This is a genomic window from Streptomyces sp. NBC_00259 (assembly GCF_036181745.1).
Lineage (GTDB): Bacteria > Actinomycetota > Actinomycetes > Streptomycetales > Streptomycetaceae > Streptomyces > Streptomyces pratisoli.
On sequence record NZ_CP108080.1, the window covers coordinates 5,028,382 to 5,048,837 of the forward strand.

Consider the following 20,456-nt stretch of genomic DNA (forward strand, 5'->3'; position numbering starts at 1 on the left):
TTTCGCCCGTGTCCCGGGCCGGGACGACTGTGCGTCCGGTGCCTAGGCGAGCCCGGGCCCGCGCACCGGGATGCTGGTGAAGGTCGGGGCCGGGGCCGGGTCCTGGAAGAAGTCGTTGCCCTTGTCGTCCACGACGATGAACGCGGGGAAGTCCTCGACCTCGATCTTCCAGACCGCCTCCATGCCGAGTTCCTCGTACTCGACGACCTCGACCTTCTTGATGCAGTCCTGGGCCAGACGCGCCGCCGGGCCGCCGATCGAGCCGAGGTAGAAGCCACCGTGCGTGCCGCAGGCGTCCGTGACCTGCTTGCTGCGGTTGCCCTTGGCCAGCATGACCTTGGAGCCGCCCGCCGCCTGGAACTGCTCGACGTAGCTGTCCATGCGGCCGGCCGTGGTCGGGCCGAAGGAACCGGAGGCGTAGCCCTCCGGGGTCTTCGCCGGGCCGGCGTAGTAGACAGGGTGGTCCTTCAGGTACTGCGGCATCTCCTCGCCCGCGTCCAGCCGCTCCTTGATCTTGGCGTGCGCGATGTCGCGCGCCACGACGAGCGGGCCGTTGAGCGACAGCCGGGTCTTGACCGGGTAGCGGGTCAGCTCCGCCAGGATCTCGTCCATCGGCTGGTTGAGGTCGATCTTGACGACGTCGTCCTGGCCCTCGGACTCCAGGTGCTCGTCCGTGGTCTCCGGCAGGAAGCGCGCCGGGTCCGTCTCCAGCTGCTCGAGGAAGACACCCTCGGCCGTGATCTTCGCGACGGCCTGGCGGTCGGCCGAGCAGGACACGGCGATCGCGACCGGGCAGGAGGCGCCGTGCCGCGGCAGGCGCACCACGCGGACGTCGTGGCAGAAGTACTTGCCGCCGAACTGCGCGCCGATGCCGATCCGCTGCGTCAGCTCGAAGACCTTCTCCTCCAGCTCCTTGTCCCGGAAGCCGTGACCGAGGGCCGAGCCCTCCTCCGGCAGCTCGTCCAGGTAGTGCGCGGAGGCGTACTTCGCGGTCTTCAGCGCGTACTCCGCCGACGTGCCGCCGACGACGATCGCCAGGTGGTACGGCGGGCAGGCGGCCGTGCCCAGCGAGCGGATCTTCTCCTCCAGGAACTTCATCATGGAGGCCTCGTTCAGGACCGCCTTGGTCTCCTGGTAGAGGAAGGACTTGTTGGCGGAGCCGCCGCCCTTCGCCATGAAGAGGAACTTGTACGCGCCGCCGTCGGTCGCGTACAGCTCGATCTGCGCGGGCAGGTTCGAGCCGGTGTTCTTCTCCTCCCACATGGTGAGCGGAGCCATCTGCGAGTAGCGCAGGTTCAGCCTGGTGTACGCGTCGTAGATGCCGTGGCTCAGGGCCTCTTCGTCGCCGCCCTCCGTCAGCACGTTCTGCCCGCGCTTGCCCATGACGATCGCCGTGCCGGTGTCCTGGCACATGGGCAGGACGCCCGCGGCGGCGATGTTCGCGTTCTTGAGCAGGTCCAGCGCCACGAACTTGTCGTTCGACGACGCCTCGGGGTCGTCGATGATCTTGCGCAGCTGGGCGAGGTGCGCCGGGCGGAGGTAGTGCTGGATGTCGTGGATCGCCTCCTCCGCCAGCTTGCGCAGCGCCTCCGGCTCGACCTTGAGGAACGTACGGCCGTCGGCCTCGAAGGTGGTGACACCCTCGGCGGTCACCAGGCGGTAGGGCGTGGTGTCCTCTCCCAGCGGGAGCAGATCGGTGTACGAGAATTCCGGCATTACGGCCATTCCTCACTCGGCAGACGGCGGCTGGCATCCATTGGCAGCGCGCCCATAAGCGTAAGACGCCCTCCGTCGTCCGAGCTTGTGAGGTAAGGCTCAGTTGGAGGCGGGCCGTCGGGCGCGGACGGACGGGTGGCCGACGGGCGTGCCGCCACTAGTCGCGATCTATCGCGTTTCGCTACGCTGGGTCCGTGGACCTCGACAAGCATGATTCAGCCGACTCCGGCCGCGGACGGCCCCAGCAGCCGGTCGCCTCCGCCGCACCCGTCGTGCCCGCGGAACCCGCCGTGCCCGCGGAACCCGCCGTGCCCGCCGCACCGGCCGTGCCCGCGGACCCCGCCGGCGCGATCCGCGCCTCCGACGCCGATCGCGACAGGATCGCCGACATCCTCAGGGAAGCCCTGGCCGAGGGCCGGCTCGACGCCGAGGAGCACTCCGACCGTATCGACGCGGTCTACCGCGCGAAGACCGTCGGCGAGCTGGAGCCGATCGTGCGCGACCTGCCCGCCGGCGCGTCCGACGCGCGCCCGCCCCGGCGGCAGCCGGCGTCGTACACGTACGGCCCGGAGCTGCCCGACGGCCCCACCGAGAACCTCGTCGCCGTCTTCTCCAGCTCCACCCGCAAGGGCCGCTGGCGCGTGGGTGGGCGGACGCAGGCGTTCTCCCTCTTCGGGAACATCGAGATCGACCTGACAGAGGCGATGTTCGGCCAACGTCTCACCGTCATCAACGCGACATCGATCTTCGGCAACGTCGAGGTCCGCGTGCCGGAGAACATCTCGCTGCGCGGAAGCGGCACCGGAATCTTCGGCAACTTCGAGGTCGACACGCTGGAGGCCGCAGACCCGGAGGCCCCGGTCGTCGTGGTCAACGGGTACTCCGTGTTCGGCAACGTGGAGGCCAAGCCGAAGCGGGGCAAGCGCATCGCCGACCTTCACGACCGGCTGCGCAAGCACCTGGGGCGCTGAGCGGGGTGCGGAACCGGGGCACTGGCCGGGGCGTGGGATCGGGGCGTGGGCAGCGGCGCTGACCGGGGCACTGGCCGGGGCGCGGATCGAGGCGTCCCGGGCGTGGCCGACCGTAGTTCCGTCCTCCGGAACTCAGTGCCACTCAGTGCATAGGCACGCGCACAGCGGGTAGGGCTTGCTGCATCGTCTCTCGCTCGCGAAAGCCGTCGTCAGGAGTAGACCGTGCTGCAACTGCCGCATCAGTCCCTGCAGGTAGCCGCCGTTCCGGCCCAGCGCACCGCCGCTCGGGAAGATCAGGACGGACCCTGGCACACGGAGGCGGTGTGCCGCCGCGACGAAGCCGGACTCTTCTTCGCGCCATCCAAGGAACCGACGGCGGCGCGGCTCTCCAGGGAGGACGCCGCCAAGCGCGTCTGCGCCCGCTGCCCGGTCATGGTGGAGTGCCGGGAGCACGCCCTGCTCCAGCCCGAGCCGTACGGCGTGTGGGGCGGGCTCACCGCGGCCGAGCGCCGTGTCGTCCTGGCCCGGCGCAGGCGGCGTGAGATGGAGCTGAAGAAGTCGGCGTCGGCGGCCTGACGTTCCGCGGCACGCGGCACTCCGGGCTCGTACGGACGGACGTACGGAGAGGGGCGCTCCCACCGCACATGGGAGCGCCCCTCTCCGTATGGCGTCAGGCCGTATGCCGTGAGGCCGCGTGCCGACGTCTGCGGGCTACTGCGCGCGGTCGAAGTCGACGGCGCTGTAGGCGCGCAGCTTCGACAGACGGTGGGTCGAGTCGATCTGCCGGATCGTGCCCGACTTGGAGCGCATCACGAGCGACTGCGTGGTCGCCGTCTCCGCGCGGTAGCGCACACCGCGCAGCAGTTCGCCGTCCGTGATGCCGGTCGCGACGAAGAACACGTTGTCCCCGCTGACCAGGTCGTCCATGAAGAGCACCCGGTCCAGGTCGTGGCCGGCGTCGAGCGCGCGCTGCCGCTCCTCGTCGTCCTTCGGCCACAGCTTGCCCTGGATCGTGCCGCCCAGGCACTTGATCGCGCACGCGGTGATGATGCCCTCCGGCGTACCGCCGATGCCCATCAGCATGTCGACGCCGGTGCCCTCGCGCACGGCCATGATCGCGCCCGCGACGTCGCCGTCCGAGATGAACTTGATGCGCGCGCCGGTCTCGCGGATCTCCTTGACGATGCCCTCGTGCCGGGGACGGTCCAGGATGACGACGGTGACGTCCTCGGGCGAGGAGTTCTTCGCCTTGGCGACCCGGCGGATGTTCACCGGGACCGGGGCGTTGATGTCGACGAAGTCGGCGGCCTCGGGGCCGGTGACCAGCTTGTCCATGTAGAAGACCGCGGACGGGTCGAACATGGTGCCGCGGTCGGCGGCCGCGAGCACCGCGATCGCGTTCGGCATGCCCTTGGCGGTGAGCGTCGTTCCGTCGATGGGGTCCACGGCGATGTCGCACTCCGCGCCGGTCCCGTCGCCGATGCGCTCCCCGTTGAACAGCATCGGGGCTTCGTCCTTCTCGCCTTCGCCGATGACGACGACGCCGTTCATCGACACGGTGCTGACCAGCGCGCGCATGGCCTTGACGGCCGCGCCGTCCGCGCCGTTCTTGTCGCCGCGGCCCACCCAGCGGCCGGCGGCCATCGCGGCGGCCTCGGTGACCCGGACGAGCTCCAGGGCGAGGTTGCGGTCGGGAGCTTCGGGAGAGACCTCGAGCTGTGACGGCAAGTTGTGCTCGGTCATCGGAGCGCACCTTTCTGTACGACGACGGCCGGATGAAGAGGGTGCTGTGACTCTATCGGTACGTCGACAAAATGAGCAGAGGGGCCCACGTTTGAGCAAACAACCTTGATGCGACCATAGTGCGGTGGCAGGTATGCGAGGCAAGCAGACAGTGCGCGGAATGATCCAGTCGATGGCGGTCATCTGCGCATTCGCAGGCGTGATGTACATCTTCGTTCCGCACGACGACTCGGCGGACCCGACCAAGGCCGTGGACTACCGCGTCGAACTGTTGACGGCACGGCGGGCGGCTCCGTACCCGGTGGCGGCCCCGACCGGCCTGTCCGCGGAATGGAAGCCCACGTCCGTCACGTACAAGCGCCAGGACGCCCATGCCTGGCACATCGGCTTCCTCGACCCGGACGGCCAGTACATCGCGGTCGAGCAGTCCACGGCGCCGCCCGGGAAGTACGTCCCGCAGGTCACCCAGCGGGCGACTCCGACCGAGCAGACCCAGCGGGTGGGCGAGGAGACCTGGCAGCGCTGGGAGGGCCCGAAGTACGACGCGCTGGTGCGTACGGACAAGGGCTCGACGACGGTCGTGACGGGCACGGCCTCGTACGAGCGGCTGGCTCAGATGGCGGCGGCGCTGGAAGCCGCGTCCGACTCCGCCTCGACGCCGAGCCCCGCCGTGACGCCGCCCCCGGCCACGTCCTGACCTTCCGCGAGCCGGCCGTGGTCCCGATCCCGGCCGGCGCGGACAGCACGCCGGCAGCACAAGGCCGCCGCACCCGGAACGAAACGGGTGCGGCGGCCTTTGTCGTGCCTGTGTGCCTGTGTGAGCCCTGCGACTCGGCGGGACTGGGACTCAGACGGTGGTGACGACCTCGTCGTACGACAGGCGCGGCGAGCGCGGGAACCACGCGTTCTCGCCCGGCTTGCCGATGTTGATCACCATCAGCGGCGTGTGGTCGTCGTCCAGGAACTCCTTCTGCACGCCGGCGTAGTCGAGCCCGGTCATCGGGCCCGCGGCCAGACCGGCGGCGCGGATGCCGACGATGAAGTAGGCGGCCTGCAGCGCGGCATTGAGCGTGGCCGACTGCTCGCGGACCGGACGCTCGCCGAAGAACGCGTCCTTCGCCTGCGGGAAGTGCGGGAACAGCTCCGGGAGCTCCTCGTGGAACTCGTTGTCGGCGGCGAGGATCGCGACCAGGGGGGCGGTGGCGGTCTTCGGCTGGTTGCCCTCTGACATGTGCTGCACCAGACGCTGCCGGGCCTCGGCGGAGCGGACGAGGACCACGCGCAGGGGCGTCTGGTTGAAGGCGGTCGGGCCGTACTTGACCAGGTCGTAGATCGCCTGCACCTGCTCGTCCGACACCGGCTCGTCGGTGAAGGTGTTGGCGGTACGGGCCTCGCGGAACAGGAGGTCCTGGGCGGCGGTGTCGAGAACGAGGGACATGCTGTGCCTTCCGGGTGGAACAGGGGGATCAAGCTGTGACCTCACGGTACGACCAGAGTGTGTGAACGTTCAACCAAATCCGGCCACTCGTGAGCTAAGTCACGCAACTTTCAACTAATCAACTTTCAACTAAACGGTACGTCCGTTTAGTCCGCCCCTGCTCCGGCGTCTCACAGAGCCCTGCCGCCCCTGTCCTCGACCTCGTCGTCCGAGTCGTTCGAGCCGTTCGTGGCCTTCGCGCCTGCGTCCCCGCCCTCGGCCGCGTCGCGGCCCGACAGTGCCGCGTCCAGCCGGGCCCGGGCGCCGTCCAGCCAGCGGCGGCACACCTTCGCCAGCTCCTCGCCGCGCTCCCACAGCGCGAGGGACTCCTCCAGCGTCGTGCCGCCCGCCTCCAGCCGGCGCACGACCTCGATCAGCTCGTCCCGCGCCTGCTCGTAGCCGAGCGCGCCCTCGTCCGTCTTGGCTGTCATCTGATCCACCCTAAGTTCGCCTGTTGTCAGTGGGGCCGGAGGCCTCGGCGGGCCGGGCCCCGGAGCCCGGGAAGTGAGCCCGGACATCGCCCCCGGGACCGAGCCGTGTCAGTCGCCCGCCACCCGCACCGTGAATTCGCCCTCCGCGACACGCGCCCGCAGCTCCTCGTCCACGGTGACCTCGCCGGCTGCGCGCACCACCGCGCCGTCCGCGCGCTGCAGCACGGCGTACCCCCGCTCCAGCGTCGCCGCGGGCGACAGCGCGACGACCCGCGCACGCGTGTGGGACAGCTCGGAGTCCGCGCGGTCCAGCAGATGCCCCAGCACCCGCCGGCTCCGGGCGACCAACGCGTCGGTCTCGTGCTCGCGCTCCTCCACCATCCGGTGCGGATGCTCCATGACGCGCCGGTGCAGGGCGTGCGCGAGCCCGCGCTCCTCGCGCTCCAGCACTCCCCGTACGGTCCTGAGGGCCCGGTCCCGCAGCGCCTGCACCCGGTCCAGCTCCTCGCCCACGTCCGGGACGACCTTCTTCGCCGCGTCGGTCGGCGTCGAGGCACGCAGATCCGCCACCAGATCGAGCAGGGGGGAGTCCGGCTCGTGACCGATCGCGGACACCACCGGCGTACGGCAGTCGGCGACGGCACGCACCAGCTGTTCGTCCGAGAACGGCAGCAGGTCCTCCACGCTGCCGCCGCCCCGCGCCACGATGATCACGTCCACGTCCGCGTGGTCGTCCAGCTCCTTCACGGCCTGGAGGACCTGCGGCACCGCGCGCACGCCCTGCACGGCCACGTTGCGCACCTCGAACCGGACGGCGGGCCACCGTCGCCGCGCGTTCTCCAGCACATCGCGCTCGGCCGCCGACGCGCGGCCGCAGACCAGACCGATCAGCTGCGGCAGAAACGGCAGCGGCTTCTTGCGGGCGGGTGCGAAGAGCCCCTCCGCGCCCAGCGACCGCTTGAGCTGCTCCAGCCGGGCGAGCAGCTCGCCGATGCCGACCGGCCTTATCTCGGCGGCCCTGAGCGAGAGCTGCCCGCGCGGGGCGTACCACTCCGGCTTGGCGTGCACGACGACCCGCGCGCCCTCGGACACGGCGTCGGCGACCGCGTCGAACACCTGGCGGTAGCAGGTGACGCTCACCGAGATGTCGTACGAAGGGTCGCGCAGCGTCAGGAAGACCACGCCCGCGCCCGGCCGACGTGACAGCTGGGTGATCTGCCCCTCCACCCACACCGCGCCGAGGCGGTCGATCCATCCCCCGATGAGCCGTGACACCTCGCCGACGGGCAGGGGAGCTTCGGCAGACGTAGTGAGACCCATGCCCGCGAGCGTATCGGCACCCTCCGACAACCCCGGGCCGACGGGACGGCAGCACCAGGCGCGCAACGGCAGGCCGGGCTGTATCCGGCTCAGCTGCAACGGACCCGCGATCCCGGCCCGGGAGTGCCGTACTACGAGCACCGGAGCGGCATCACCGGCCCGGCATCACCGGCCCGCCGCGTCGTCACGAAGCGGGCGGTGCCTGCGCCTCGTGCCGCTCCCGCCGCCCTCGCTGCACCGTCAGCACCACCAGCCCCACCGCCAGCCAGATCACGCCCACCACCTGCGCGGCGCGGGAGGCCTCCAGAAGCACCGCGACCGTCACCGCCGCGCCCAGCACCGGGATCAGCACATGCCGCCACCAGCTCGGCGGACCGCCCGCCCGCCGCACCACGAACCAGCCCACCACGCTCGCGTGCAGCAGCGTGAACGCCGTCAGCGCCCCGACGTCGACGACGGAGACGAGATGCTCCAGCCCGTCGTCACGCCGCGCCGCCCACAACGCCGCGATCATCGTCACCGTCGCCGCGACGACCAGCGCCACGCGCGGAACACCCCCGTCCGTACGGGACAGCGCACGCGGCAGCCGCCGGTCCCGGCCCATGGCGAAGAGGAGCCGCCCCGCCGCCGCCTGCCCCGCCAGCGCCGCGAACGCCGCCCCGATCGCCTTGCCGGCGGCGACCAGATCGTGCAGCCAGGTCCCGACGGACGCGTCCACGGCGTCGTAGAACGCCGTCCCCTGCCCCTTCGGATCCGCCGCCAACTGCGCCGACGAGACCGGCTCCAACAGGGCCACCAGATAGGTCTGCGCCACGAACAGCGCCCCCGCGACGCCCAGACAGAACAGCACCGCCCGCGCCACCTGCCGGGAACCCCCCGTGACCTCCTCCGCGAACGACGCGATCGCGTCGAAGCCGAGATACGACAGCACCGCCACCGACACCGCCCCGAGCACCGCGCTCAGGGCGAAGTCCCCGTCCCCGGTCAGCGGCGACGCCCAGTCGCGGCGCGGCCCGTCCTGCGCCAGCACTGACACGGCCGCGACCAGGAAGACCGCCAGCACCACGATCTCCATCGCCAGGACCGCGAACCCGACCCTGGCCGCCGCCCGTACGCCCCAGAGGTTCAGCAGCGTGGTCACGACGACCGCGATCCCGGTCCACACCCACCGGTCCACCTGCGGAACCAGGGCTTCCATGGCGATCCCGGAGAAGAGGTACGCGACGGCGGGGATCAGCAGGTAGTCGAGCATCGCCATCCACCCGGCGATGAAGCCGGGCCCCTCGCCGAGCCCCTTGCGTGCGTACGCGAAGACCGATCCGGCCAGCGGCGCGACCCGCACCATCTGGGCGTAGCTGAACGCCGTCAACGCCATCGCGACCGTCGCGACGACGTAGACGAGGGCGACCGCGCCGTGCGACCTCGCGTCCAGGGTGCCGAAGACACCGACCGGGGCCATGGGGGCGATGAAGAGCAGCCCGTACACGACGAGGTCCCGGAATCCGAGGCTCCGGCGCAGCCGGGCGTGCGCATCCATACCGGTCCCCGGCCCGGTCCCGGTGCCGGTGCCCGTCATGGGCCCTCCGTCCTCGTACGTACGACGTTGATCACATACGAGCACCAGTCTCAGTCCTGTGGGCGATCGTTGGGCCGTCCGGCGCGCCTTTACGATGGGTGCCATGACTGCAACGAACGCCCGCCGCGTCCTGCTCGCCGCTCCCCGTGGCTACTGCGCGGGCGTGGACCGCGCCGTGATCGCCGTCGAGAAGGCTCTCGAGCAGTACGGCGCGCCCATCTACGTCCGTCACGAGATCGTCCACAACAAGTACGTCGTACAGACCCTGGAGAAGAAGGGTGCGATCTTCGTCGAGGCGACGGCGGAGGTCCCCGAGGGGTCCATCGTCATGTTCTCGGCCCACGGTGTCGCGCCGATCGTGCACGACGAGGCCGCCGAGCGGAAGCTCGCCACCATCGATGCGACCTGCCCCCTGGTGACCAAGGTCCACAAGGAAGCCATCCGGTACGCGAACGAGGACTTCGACATCCTCCTCATCGGCCACGAGGGCCACGAGGAGGTCATCGGCACCACCGGCGAGGCCCCCGACCACATCACCCTGGTCGACGGCCCGGACGACGTCGAGAAGGTCGAGGTCCGCGACCCGTCGAGGGTCGTCTGGCTCTCCCAGACCACGCTGTCCGTCGACGAGACCATGGAGACCGTCGACAAGCTCAAGACCAAGTTCCCGCTGCTGGTCTCGCCGCCGAGCGACGACATCTGCTACGCCACCCAGAACCGCCAGATCGCGGTCAAGCAGATGGGGGCCGAGGCGGATCTGGTCATCGTCGTCGGCTCGCAGAACTCCTCGAACTCCAAGCGCCTCGTCGAGGTCGCCCTGGGCGCCGGCGCCCGCGCCGCCCACCTGGTGGACTACGCGAGCGAGATCGACGAGGCCTGGCTGGAGGGGGGCGTCTCGACCGTCGGCGTCACCTCGGGTGCCTCGGTGCCCGAGGTGCTGGTCGAGGAGGTCCTGGAGTGGCTGACGCAGCGTGGCTTCGAGGACGTCGAGATCGTCAAGGCGGCCGAGGAGTCGATCACGTTCTCACTGCCGAAGGAGCTCCGCCGGGACCTGCGTGCCGAGGCGACGTCGCTCGTCGAGGACTGAGAGCGGCCTTCAGGGAGTGACGGTGAGCAGTTCCTCGTAACGTTGTGTCCATGAACGTCTTCGGAGTGGACATCGGCGGATCGGGGATCAAGGGCGCTCCCGTGGACCTGGACCGCGGCGACCTCGCAGAGCCCCGCCACAAGGTACTCACACCGCATCCGGCCGCGCCCGACGGCGTGGCCGACTGCGTCGGCGAGGTGGTGGAGCACTTCGGCTGGTCGGGCCCGGTCGGAATCACCTTCCCCGGGGTGGTCACCGGCTCGGTCGTGCGGACGGCGGCCAACGTGGACAAGAGCTGGATCGACCTGGACGCGGGCAAGCTGCTCGGCGACCGGCTGAACATGCCCGTGACCGTGCTGAACGACGCGGACGCGGCGGGTGTGGCCGAAATGACCTTTGGTGCCGGCCGCGGCCGCAAGGGCGTGGTGATGCTGCTGACGTTCGGTACGGGCATCGGGAGCGCGGTCTTCATCGACGGCAAGCTCGTGCCGAACACGGAGCTCGGGCATCTGGAGCTGAACGGCCACGAGGCGGAGAAGCACGCGTCGACCAAGGTCAAGGACGACGAAGAGCTGAGCTGGGAGCACTGGGCCCACCGGGTCCAGAAGTACCTGGCCCATGTGGAGATGCTGTTCTCGCCCGAGCTCTTCATCATCGGGGGCGGGGTGAGCCGCAAGGCGGACAAGTTCATTCCGCTGATCAAGCACATCCGCGCGGAGATCGTCCCTGCGGAGCTGCAGAACAACGCGGGGATCGTCGGCGCGGCGATGGCCACGGCGGAGCACTGAGCGACACCCTCCCTCGACCTTCCTCGGCCCGGTGCCGGGGGAGGGCGCTACGAGGGCGTCAGGCGCGGCGGGGCGGGGCGGAGGGCCGGCGGGAGCGGCGGCGGGTCATCAGCCGGATCTTCCGGACGCTCGCGATGACGCCGGCGATGAGCGTGCCGCCGTACAGCCAGCCCGCATGCACGGCCAGCGCGGTGACGAGCGCCATGATCTGGACGCCGATCCCCCCGCTGCCACCGGTCCCGGTCGCACCGCCCGAGATGGGGACGAGCCCGGTGGCGAAGGCGATCGGCACACTGATCGGCGCGGTGACCAGATCGGCGTCGCGTACCCAGAACGCGGTCAGGGCGCTCAGCGGCAGGAACAGCACGCCGTACACGATCGCCGAGCCGTCGAACAACAGCTCGTCGAGCGAGCCGAGGACCAGCATCACGGAGCACGCGAACAGCCCGGCGCCGAGTCCGGTCAGCCGGGGATTGGGCAGCCGCCGCAGGGCGGCCAGCACCGGTGGCCCCGGGCGGACCGGCCGCAGGGTGGGCCGCTTCCCGGGCCGCGCCGGGGCGTCCACCTGACCGGGCCGCCCGGGCCGGGCGGTGACCCGGTACACCGCGGCGCCCTCGATCAGCGAACCCTGCGAGACAGGGGCCTGCGGTGAAAGAGGGGCCTGCGGCCGCGGCCGCCTCGACGGGGTACCAGTCCTTTGCTGCTCCACGTGACCAACGTAGGTCGCCATGTGCGACGAGTACGTCACAGGACACGCCCTTTGGGTGACCTTGGTCGTGAGTTCGAGACATCGCACGCGTGACGTACTGCGGCGGGCCGCCCGTAAACTGGGGGATCGGCCCACTCCCGGGCCCCGGCCACCAGCCAGCCCTCACTCCAGGAAGTCGCCAACGTGTCGCTCACGATCGGAATCGTCGGTCTGCCGAATGTCGGCAAGTCGACCCTGTTCAACGCCCTGACCAAGAACGACGTGCTGGCGGCCAACTACCCGTTCGCCACCATCGAGCCCAATGTGGGCGTGGTCGGCGTTCCCGACGCCCGGCTCACCAAGCTGGCCGAGATCTTCAGCTCCCAGCGGATCCTCCCCGCGACGGTCGACTTCGTCGACATCGCCGGCATCGTCCGCGGCGCGAGCGAGGGCGAGGGGCTCGGCAACAAGTTCCTGGCGAACATCCGGGAGTCCGACGCGATCTGTCAGGTCATCCGGGCCTTCAAGGACGAGAACGTCGTCCACGTCGACGGCAAGGTCTCGCCGAAGGACGACATCGAGACGATCAACACCGAGCTGATCCTCGCGGACCTCCAGACCATCGAGAAGGTCCTTCCGCGCCTCCAGAAGGAGTCCCGGATCAAGAAGGACGTGGCGCCCAAGGTCGCGGCCGTCGAGGCAGCCCAGGCCATCCTCGAGGAGGGCAACACCCTCTTCTCCGCCGGCATCCTCCAGGGCAGCGAGAAGGCCGAGCTGCTGCACGACCTGCACCTGCTCACCACCAAGCCGTTCCTGTACGTCTTCAACGTCGACGAGGACGAGCTGGTCGACGACGACTTCAAGAACGAGCAGCGCGCCCTGGTCGCCCCGGCCGAGGCGATCTTCCTCAACGCCAAGCTGGAGCAGGACCTCGCCGAGCTCGACGAGGAGGACGCCATGGAGCTCCTCCAGTCCGTCGGCGCCCAGGAGCCGGGCCTGGCCACCCTCGCCCGCGTCGGCTTCGACACCCTCGGCCTGCAGACCTACCTCACGGCCGGCCCCAAGGAGTCCCGCGCCTGGACGATCAAGAAGGGCGCCACGGCCCCCGAGGCGGCCGGTGTGATCCACACCGACTTCCAGAAGGGCTTCATCAAGGCCGAGGTCATCTCCTTCGCCGACCTCGTCGCCACGGGCTCGGTCGCCGACGCCCGCTCGGCGGGCAAGGCGCGCATGGAGGGCAAGGAGTACGTGATGCAGGACGGCGACGTGGTGGAGTTCCGCTTCAACGTCTGAGTGGACGTGGACAAACGGCCTGACCTGCGAGAAAGCAGGTCGGGCCGTTGTGCTGTCCGCAGCAGTCCGCAGAACCTGGAGCAGCTACGTGTCGTAGACCGTGGAGCGGTGTCCGACGTGTACGACCCACACCACCAGCTCCCCGTTGTCGATCGTGTAGACGACGCGGTAGTCGCCGACCCGTAGGCGGCGGCGCTCAGGCTGGGATACGAGTGCGGTGGTGTTGAAGCCGAAGGGGTCGCTCTCCAGCTCTGCCAGTTTGGCCAGGATGCGAAGCGCCATGTCACGCGGGATCTTGCGCAGCTCGGCCTGGGCCTCGGGCCGGAATACCGTGCGGTAGTCACTCACTGCGTGCCAGCGTCTCCTTCATCACGTCCTCGATCGGGACGCCGGCGGCCGGGCTCGCCATGCGCTCGTCGATGATGCGGTTGATCTCGCGTTCTTCCCATTCCTGGTACCTGCGCAGCACCTCGATCGAGACCACGGCGGCGACCTGCTTGCCGCGACGGGTGATGACAGTGGGCACGTCGTCGCGGTCGGCCCGTTCGACGACTTCGGCCAAGTGAGCGCGTACGTCGCGGATGGACTCTATGGGCAGCGGCTGAGTCATGCTTCAAGGGTACCGAGTGTGCCATGTGTACACAACGCCTGTGGGTGCCGGTCGGTGCCCGAGGGTCAGCGGTGGCACTATGCGGGGACACAGCGAGAGGGGCCGGGGCGGGATGGGGCGCAGGGAGCGGGAGGCGGTTGCCGCGGGCGCGCGGCTGTACGAGGCGGCGCAGGCGGTGGCCGGTGACCACGGGCGGGCTGTCGAGGCGGTTCGGGCGGCGCTGAAGCCGATCTGCGATACGGCGGCGGAACAGGCGCTGGACGCCATCCCAGTGGCCCGGTTGAAGGAGGTCACCGAGGGTCGGCTGAGGCTCGGGGAAGTCGAGGGGTGCGGGCTTCGGTCGGTCCGGCAGGTACTCGATGCCGGTTCCTACCGGTTGCGACAGATTCCTGGCGTGGGGCAGCGGACCGCCGATCAGGCCATCGCGGCGGCACGTCAGATATCTGATGCCGTTCGGGAGACCATCGCCGTCCACATCGACGTCGATCGGCCGGAGCCGCGAACCACCTCACTCGTCATGGCCCTACACGTGCTGGTGGAAGCGGGCCCGGATGTGCGGCGAGCCGTCGACATGGCCGTGGCTCTCTCGAAGCGGCTCGGTCCGCTGCTGGCCGAGGCCAAGCCCGCCGCTGGGCGGCTACGGATGCTGCTGGTGGGTCAGGCCAAACGAGCTCGGGCGCTGGAGGCCGTTGCAGAGGTCCGCAGGCTGACCGAGGAAGCAGCGCAGGGCGGTGTGCCGGAGCTGCTTGCACAGGCCTCGGTGGATCTGCTGCGCGGTACCTCGACCGAGGTTGCGGCCTGGGTCGACTTCGAGCTGCGTTCCGCCGAGTACTACAGCCTGCTCGCGGAGATCTCCGGCCGCAGACCCGACACTGCCGCTGCCGAGGGGTTCCTGCCCGACGAAGTCGCCGAGCGGGTCCGCGACCAGATGCTTGATGAAACTCACCGGCGAGTGTCGCTGCGCGGCTATCAAACCTTCGGGGCGCGCTTCGCCCTGGCGCAACGCAAGGTGATTCTTGGAGACGAGATGGGGCTCGGCAAGACCATCCAGGCCATCGCTGCTCTGGCTCATCTCGCTGCCGAGGGGCACAGCCACTTCATGGTCGTCTGCCCGGCCAGCGTCCTGATCAACTGGACACGCGAGATCGAGGCCCGCAGCAAGCTGCGCGTGATGCCTCTTCACGGCCCCGACAGGCAGGAAGCGTTCGCCGATTGGAAGGGCCGGGGCGGCGTAGGTGTGACTACCTTCGACGCCTTGCGTGGTTTCCCGTCCCCCGGAGGCGGCGAGCTGGGGATGCTGGTCGTGGACGAGGCGCACTACGTGAAGAATCCGAAGACGCGTCGCTCCCAGGCCGTGACTGAATGGTCCGGGCGCTGCGAACGCGTTCTCTTCATGACCGGCACGCCCATGGAGAACCGAGTCGCCGAATTTCGCAGCCTTGTGCACATTCTCCAGCCGAGCCTGGCAGGGGCTGTCGATGACCGTGACGGAGTGGCCGGTTCCAAGGCCTTCCGGAAGGCTGTCGCCCCGGTCTATCTGCGACGCAACCAACAGGATGTTCTGACCGAACTGCCCGCGCTCCAGCAGACGGACGAGTGGGAGGAGCTGAGCGCGTCGGATGAAGATGCCTACCGCGAGGCCGTGCGCGCCGGCAACTTTATGGCGATGCGCAGAGCGGCGTACGCGCGCCCCGAGAAGTCAGCCAAGCTGAACCGGCTGCGCGAGATCGTCGAGGACGCCGCCGAGAACGGGTTGAAGGTGGTGGTGTTCTCCAACTTCAGGGATGTCCTTGGAGCGGTGAAGAACACGCTGGATGGTGCGCGGAGCAATGGTGGCGGTCAGGTGTTCGGTCCGATCTCGGGAAGTGTGCCGCCCGCGCGCCGTCAGCAGCTGGTGGACGAGTTTGCTGCCGCGCCGGGTCATGCGGTGCTGGTGGCGCAGATCGAGGCGGCGGGCGTGGGGCTCAACATGCAGGCCGCGTCCGTCGTGATCATCTGCGAGCCTCAGATCAAACCGACCATTGAACACCAGGCGGTGGCGCGGGCCCACCGCATGGGGCAGGTGCGTTCGGTCCGGGTGCACCGGCTGCTCACCACCCGCGGGGTGGACGAGCGGATGGTGGAGATGCTGAAGAACAAGACCCGCCTGTTCGACGCATACGCACGTCGCAGCGCTGTCGCCGAGTCGACGCCGGAGGCGGTCGACGTTTCGGACACGGCGATGGCCCGCCAGATCGTCGAGGAGGAGCAGGCGCGGCTGGGAGCGGTCCGCGGAGAGTCCGCAGGACACCCGTAAACAGCCGTCGGGACCCAACGCACACAAACGGAGAAATGCCTGGCCAGGGCGGCACATGCGGTTCCGCCGCAGGTCAGGATCGGTCCGCAGGCATTCCGCTTCAACGTGTAGCCGCCTCGTTGCTGCATGTTAGGCATCCCTCGTCAAGTGTGCAGGTCAGAAGGGGTCGGACTCTGACGAGTCCGACCCCTTCTGCATTCCCGTACTGACTTGGGGCCGACTCTTCAGCTGCTTCGCGGCGGCGTGAGCTTGTCGAGGTCCAGGCTGACCTCGAAGGGCACCGGACGCTCGAGGGTTCCCCGGAAGATCCCGGCGGGCGCGTACGCACCGGTGGGTTCGTCGAGCTCGTAGACGTGGACGACGGGTGCCCCGTCCTCGTCCTCGATGCACCAGTAGTGCGGGATGCCGGCCTCTGCGTACTTGCGAAGCTTTACGTTGCGATCGCGGTGGGCGGACTCGGGGGAGACGACCTCGACGACGAGTCGGACTTCGTCCGGCGAGAACCAGGTGCGGTCGTCGTTGTAGGCGGCAGTGGTCACCAGGAGGTCGGGCTCGGGGCGGTTGCGCGGGTCCAGCTTGATGGTCATCTCGCGGCCGACTCTGGCATCGGCGGGCACCTGATCCATGAGCGCGACGGTCAGCATGGTGACGAGGTGGCCGTGCCACCACCTCTGGGGCGACATCATGAAGACGAGGGCTCCATCGATCAACTCGGTATGGCGGGGTGCCTCGGGGAGGCGGTCGAGGTCCTCCGCGAACCAGCCTTCCGCGCGCGGCGGGCGCATCCAGTCGGGCAGTGCGGTCATGGCTTCACGGTAGCGGCTGCAGTCACCCCAGGTGAGGTGCTCTTGGGCGTCCCGATGGTTCGGATCGGGTGCGACCTCTTCTGAGGCGGGCCCCTGGCTTTGTGCCCGTGGGATCGAGTAGCCGCGCCGCCAGGCCGCCCGAGATGAAGTAAGATTCAATCTACGTAAGAATCTATCTACGTTAATTGCCCTGGGGGGTGTGCCGTGGAGTTCCAAGGTCGGGTCGGAGATCTTGAACTGCTGGCCGAGCAGTACCGGACCGTGGCAGACGGCGCTGGTGCCACGCGAGGGCGGGCCGTGATCATGACGGGTCGGCGCCGAGTGGGGAAGTCGCGACTGGTCCAGGAGTTCTGCGATCGGTCGGGAGCGCCGTACGTGGTGTTCCAGGCCACCCGGGGGCGTAACCCTGTGGCTGAGCGTGCCGACTTCGCCGCGACCCTCGCGCAGTCGCCACTGCCGGGCGTGGAGCTCGTCGCCGGCCTCCAGGCACAGGACTGGAACCAGGCCCTGCGCTCGTTGGCGCTCGCGGTGCCCGATGACGCACCCAGCATCGCGGTGATCGACGAGGTGCCCTGGCTGGTCGAGCAGGATCAGGAGTTCGAGGGCGCCCTCCAGACCGTCTGGGACCGTCACCTGTCTTCCAAGCCCGTGCTTCTGCTGCTGGTCGGCAGCGATGCGTCGGTGATGGAGGCGCTCCAGTCGTACGGGCGCCCGTTCTACGGCCGGGCGGCGAAGATGACCGTCCATCCCCTGAACCTGGCCGACGTGCAGGCGATGACCGAACTCGATGCCGCCGAGGCCGTCGACGCCCAGTTGATCACTGGAGGGTTCCCCGAGATCGTGCAGTCATGGCGGCCCGGGATGGGGCGTACGGCCTTCCTGCAGGCTTCGGTCGCCAATCCTCTCTCGCCCCTGCTGGTGGCCGGCGAGCTGTCTCTGCTGGGCGAGTTTCCGGAGGCTTCGCACTCACGGGCGGTACTGGAGGCGGTGGGCAGCGGTGAGCGCACGTTCAGCGCGATCGCTGCCCGGGCCGGCGGCGCCGGCTCGCTGCCGTCCGGCACGCTCTCCCCTCTGCTGGCCACTCTGCAGTCCAAGCGAGTCCTGGCCGCTGATCTCCCTCTGTCCGTGAAGCCGGACAGCAAGAACAAGCGCTACCGGATCGACGACCCGTATCTGCGGTTCTGGCTGGCGTTCCTGGCACGCTCGATCCCCCTCATCGAGCGCGGCCGCGGCGACTTGGCACTGGAACGGATCGAGCGGTCATGGGCCACCTGGCGCGGGCGAGCGGTCGAGCCACTGATCCGTGACTCCTTGCTGCGTCTGATGCCCAATGACGAGTGGCCCGAGACCGACGCCATCGGCGGTTGGTGGAACCGTCAGAACAACCCCGAGATCGACCTCGTTGGCGCAGACCGCGAGCCGGTGGCCCGGCAGGTGCACTTCGTCGGGTCGGTCAAGTGGCTGGAGACCCAGCCCTTCGGCCGTCATGACTACGACGCCTTGGTACGCGACATGCTCGCTGTCCCCGGAACCGCCCCGGACACTCCGTTGGTCGCGGTCTCTCGCTGTGGGGTGGCTGATGATCTGCCACTGACCGCCCACTGGGGGCCGGAGGACCTCGTACGGGTGTGGCAGCCCCGATAGCCGCGGAGGGCTGGGACGGCCCCCGTGCCGGGTTCTCTTCAGGGGTTCGCGGGAGCCCTACTCGTCACGTGGTTCGAGCATCGGTTGGAAGGCGGAGTCCTCCTCATCGGGAACGTGCGGGAGGAAGCCGTCGGGGACGGTGCGGGCGGCGGTGGCGAGGAGGCGGTCCAGGACTTCCCGGTCGGTGGCCGAGGGGAGCCGAAGGGCGGAGAGCAGGCGGTCGCGGACGGCGGGGTGGTCCGGGTGGTCGTCGAGGTAATCGGAGTTGAGGGCCGGGGGACGGAAGCCGGCCAGGGCGTCGTGCCACGATGGGAGGACGACGGCGAGGGTCAGGGCCTCGGCGAGGGACTCGGCGATCAAGGAAGCCTGGCCCTCGGAGTCGGTGTAGAGGACGGGGCGAGAGCCGCCGGGGACGGCCGGCCCGCAGAGATAGTGGGTGCCGCCCGCGTTGCAGCCGGCAATGGGCTCCACCGGGAGGCCGTTGGGCAGGGCGATCGATTCGATCGGGTCGGTGCGGGCGAGGTCGAACTCGCCGTCGCAGGCCAGGTAGGAGGCGACCTCGGGATGCTCGGCGATCCTGCGGAGGAGGGCGCTGTCCGAGAGGGCGGCCGGGTTGAGGGCTGCGGCGATCGCCGGGGTGAGGGTGCGCCCGGCCAGGACGTGGCGGATGGCGTCGAGCGGGACGGGGCGCTCGTAGTAGTCCTCGAAGTAGGCCTGGACGGCCTCGGGGGAGCGGTCGGTGAGGAGAGGGAAGAGGAAACCGGAGCCGTCCGGGTCCTCGCTGCCGGAGGGGAAGGCGATGGCCGAGCCGGTGCGCCAGGCGGTGTCGCCGGTCTCCCGCCACAGGCAGGTGGTGACACGAGGGGCGTCGATGCCCTCGTCACAGAAGGCGGGTTCGTCCAGGAGCGGGCGCAACGCGGCGGGCACTTCGTCGATGACACCGGGCCAGACCTGCTCGTCGTCCGTCGCGTACGGGCTCATCTCCGACTCGTGGTCGAAGCCGCGTATGAGCACGCCGGCGGAGGTGAAAACGACGGAGAAGTCGTCCCCCGAGCCGTTCTCCATCAGCGCGGCCTCCTCGCCCGGGCCCCAAGCCGCGTCGAAGGTGTAGCAACAGAACCGTGGATCGCTGCCGATCGCGGCGTCCAGGACGGCCAGCGCGCGCAGATGGGCGCGGAGTTCGGCGGGCTCAGGGAGGAGGGCGGCGGTCTCGTGCACAGTGCTCATGGCGATATGGAAGCAGCGGCCACTGACAATCCGGCCGGCTGGTCCCGACGAAGGCGCCGTGCCTCAGCGGCCCGGCAAGCGGCTCGATCTGCTGCTGCAGTGCACAGGACTCTCGGGCGACGGGTCAGCGACATGCCCTGCGCAAGGAGTGGCAGGCGTAACGAGGGTCGGGCGTCGTGAAGGACAGGCCGTTCTCGTCGAGTGCGTTGAAGACAGTGACCCGGCCGTGGGGAAAGACGAATCCGACGGCCACCATTCCGCGTGCCAGATCGTCGCCACGCCACTCCAGCAGCTCGACTTCGTGCAGTACCTGGCCGTGGAGTGAGCTCAAGGCCGGCACCCCGTCGTCACGCCAGCGGACGTCGAACTCCAGCCGGTGGGCGGGCCCGCGGGGGTTGAGGGAGTTCCAGCTCACCGAGAGGTCGTCGAATTTGTGGTGCTGGATCTCGACCTGCTCCCCGTCGAAGTCGAGCAGAACGGGGCCGTTGGCGAACCACGTGTCGTCTGCGACATCCCACAGCAGCCATGCCCGTGTCAGCGTCTTGCCGACGAGCGCGCGCAGGCGATCGCCATGGCAGGCGGTGATCGCGGTATGGCTACGCAGCCACACGGGGGCGTAGGTCTCGATGTTGAAGTCGGACACCTGGGCATTGTGCCGGGTGGGTGGCCGGCAGCTCAGCGGGCCGGGCACTCGGTGGTTGGACGGATCGGCGTCGAGTGCCTCATCTTCGGATCCGCATCAGGAGCAGTTGGTCGGACATGGAAGGCACTGGGGGTCTGCGA

20 protein-coding genes are annotated in these 20,456 nt (G+C 69.4%); 8 read left to right on the forward strand and 12 right to left on the reverse strand.

Annotated elements, in window-relative coordinates; genetic code table 11:
- Window positions 1-42 precede the first annotated feature (42 nt).
- The gene (locus tag OG766_RS22910; protein WP_328726093.1) at window positions 43-1,725 is read right to left on the reverse strand and encodes a fumarate hydratase; all 1,683 of its coding nucleotides are present in this window, start codon (window positions 1,723-1,725) and stop codon (window positions 43-45) included.
- Between the two features lie 263 nt (window positions 1,726-1,988).
- Between OG766_RS22910 and OG766_RS22915 the strand changes: the two genes are divergently transcribed.
- Together OG766_RS22915 and OG766_RS22920 are read left to right on the forward strand one after the other, a co-directional pair.
- On the forward strand, window positions 1,989-2,687 hold the full coding sequence (locus OG766_RS22915) for a DUF1707 SHOCT-like domain-containing protein (RefSeq protein WP_443045615.1): 699 nt from the start codon (window positions 1,989-1,991) through the stop codon (window positions 2,685-2,687).
- Between the two features lie 222 nt (window positions 2,688-2,909).
- Window positions 2,910-3,263, forward strand: a complete 354-nt coding sequence (locus OG766_RS22920) for a WhiB family transcriptional regulator (RefSeq protein ID WP_266382435.1) — start codon at window positions 2,910-2,912, stop codon at window positions 3,261-3,263.
- 135 nt (window positions 3,264-3,398) lie between these two features.
- Here OG766_RS22920 and glpX read toward each other — a convergent pair whose 3' ends face one another.
- Window positions 3,399-4,430 carry a class II fructose-bisphosphatase gene (gene glpX / locus OG766_RS22925; RefSeq protein ID WP_266382438.1) on the reverse strand — a complete coding sequence of 344 codons (1,032 nt, stop codon included), beginning with the start codon at window positions 4,428-4,430 and terminating at the stop codon, window positions 3,399-3,401.
- 124 nt (window positions 4,431-4,554) lie between these two features.
- Here glpX and OG766_RS22930 point away from each other — a divergent pair, with 124 nt between their 5' ends.
- Complete coding sequence (locus tag OG766_RS22930; RefSeq protein ID WP_443045526.1) at window positions 4,555-5,127, forward strand: DUF4245 domain-containing protein; 573 nt, start codon at window positions 4,555-4,557, stop codon at window positions 5,125-5,127.
- A gap of 150 nt (window positions 5,128-5,277) precedes the next feature.
- Here OG766_RS22930 and OG766_RS22935 read toward each other — a convergent pair whose 3' ends face one another.
- The 4 genes from OG766_RS22935 to OG766_RS22950 all read right to left on the reverse strand — a co-directional run bounded on the left by OG766_RS22935 (window position 5,278) and on the right by OG766_RS22950 (window position 9,234).
- Window positions 5,278-5,868, reverse strand: a complete 591-nt coding sequence (locus OG766_RS22935) for a malonic semialdehyde reductase (RefSeq protein ID WP_266382441.1) — start codon at window positions 5,866-5,868, stop codon at window positions 5,278-5,280.
- A gap of 170 nt (window positions 5,869-6,038) precedes the next feature.
- Window positions 6,039-6,338, reverse strand: coding sequence for an exodeoxyribonuclease VII small subunit (locus OG766_RS22940; RefSeq protein WP_328726094.1), 300 nt, complete (start codon window positions 6,336-6,338; stop codon window positions 6,039-6,041).
- A gap of 108 nt (window positions 6,339-6,446) precedes the next feature.
- Window positions 6,447-7,658, reverse strand: coding sequence for an exodeoxyribonuclease VII large subunit (gene xseA / locus OG766_RS22945; RefSeq protein WP_328726095.1), 1,212 nt, complete (start codon window positions 7,656-7,658; stop codon window positions 6,447-6,449).
- A gap of 184 nt (window positions 7,659-7,842) precedes the next feature.
- On the reverse strand, window positions 7,843-9,234 hold the full coding sequence (locus OG766_RS22950) for an APC family permease (protein WP_328726096.1): 1,392 nt from the start codon (window positions 9,232-9,234) through the stop codon (window positions 7,843-7,845).
- Window positions 9,235-9,328: 94 nt separating this feature from the next.
- Here OG766_RS22950 and OG766_RS22955 point away from each other — a divergent pair, with 94 nt between their 5' ends.
- Entirely contained in the window at window positions 9,329-10,321 is a 993-nt protein-coding gene (locus tag OG766_RS22955; protein WP_266382453.1) for a 4-hydroxy-3-methylbut-2-enyl diphosphate reductase, read from the forward strand.
- Window positions 10,322-10,371: 50 nt separating this feature from the next.
- The gene (ppgK, locus tag OG766_RS22960; protein WP_328726097.1) at window positions 10,372-11,109 is read left to right on the forward strand and encodes a polyphosphate--glucose phosphotransferase; all 738 of its coding nucleotides are present in this window, start codon (window positions 10,372-10,374) and stop codon (window positions 11,107-11,109) included.
- Between the two features lie 58 nt (window positions 11,110-11,167).
- On the opposite strand, the gene OG766_RS22965 is transcribed toward ppgK, so the two are convergent.
- Window positions 11,168-11,818: a DUF6542 domain-containing protein gene (locus tag OG766_RS22965; RefSeq protein WP_266382459.1), complete on the reverse strand. Its 651-nt coding sequence runs from the start codon at window positions 11,816-11,818 to the stop codon at window positions 11,168-11,170.
- A 183-nt stretch (window positions 11,819-12,001) separates the two neighbouring features.
- Between OG766_RS22965 and ychF the strand changes: the two genes are divergently transcribed.
- The gene (gene ychF / locus OG766_RS22970) at window positions 12,002-13,090 is read left to right on the forward strand and encodes a redox-regulated ATPase YchF (RefSeq protein ID WP_266382462.1); all 1,089 of its coding nucleotides are present in this window, start codon (window positions 12,002-12,004) and stop codon (window positions 13,088-13,090) included.
- Between the two features lie 84 nt (window positions 13,091-13,174).
- Here ychF and OG766_RS22975 read toward each other — a convergent pair whose 3' ends face one another.
- Window positions 13,175-13,438, reverse strand: a complete 264-nt coding sequence (locus OG766_RS22975; RefSeq protein ID WP_266382464.1) for a type II toxin-antitoxin system RelE family toxin — start codon at window positions 13,436-13,438, stop codon at window positions 13,175-13,177.
- Window positions 13,431-13,700 (reverse strand): type II toxin-antitoxin system Phd/YefM family antitoxin, encoded by a 270-nt coding sequence (locus OG766_RS22980; protein ID WP_328726098.1) that lies wholly within the window; start codon window positions 13,698-13,700, stop codon window positions 13,431-13,433. Before OG766_RS22980 ends, OG766_RS22975 begins: the two co-directional genes overlap by 8 nt.
- A gap of 112 nt (window positions 13,701-13,812) precedes the next feature.
- On the opposite strand from OG766_RS22980, the gene OG766_RS22985 reads away from it, so the two are divergent.
- Complete coding sequence (locus OG766_RS22985) at window positions 13,813-15,996, forward strand: DEAD/DEAH box helicase (protein WP_328726099.1); 2,184 nt, start codon at window positions 13,813-13,815, stop codon at window positions 15,994-15,996.
- A 224-nt stretch (window positions 15,997-16,220) separates the two neighbouring features.
- On the opposite strand, the gene OG766_RS22990 is transcribed toward OG766_RS22985, so the two are convergent.
- Window positions 16,221-16,802, reverse strand: a complete 582-nt coding sequence (locus OG766_RS22990; RefSeq protein WP_266382474.1) for a Uma2 family endonuclease — start codon at window positions 16,800-16,802, stop codon at window positions 16,221-16,223.
- Window positions 16,803-17,006: 204 nt separating this feature from the next.
- On the opposite strand from OG766_RS22990, the gene OG766_RS22995 reads away from it, so the two are divergent.
- A complete protein-coding gene (locus OG766_RS22995) occupies window positions 17,007-18,446 on the forward strand; it encodes an ATP-binding protein (protein WP_328726100.1) in 1,440 nt (479 codons plus the stop codon).
- A gap of 57 nt (window positions 18,447-18,503) precedes the next feature.
- On the opposite strand, the gene OG766_RS23000 is transcribed toward OG766_RS22995, so the two are convergent.
- Window positions 18,504-19,673: a hypothetical protein gene (locus OG766_RS23000; protein ID WP_328726101.1), complete on the reverse strand. Its 1,170-nt coding sequence runs from the start codon at window positions 19,671-19,673 to the stop codon at window positions 18,504-18,506.
- 124 nt (window positions 19,674-19,797) lie between these two features.
- On the reverse strand, window positions 19,798-20,316 hold the full coding sequence (locus tag OG766_RS23005; RefSeq protein WP_328726102.1) for a hypothetical protein: 519 nt from the start codon (window positions 20,314-20,316) through the stop codon (window positions 19,798-19,800).
- Between the last annotated feature and the right edge of the window lie 140 nt (window positions 20,317-20,456).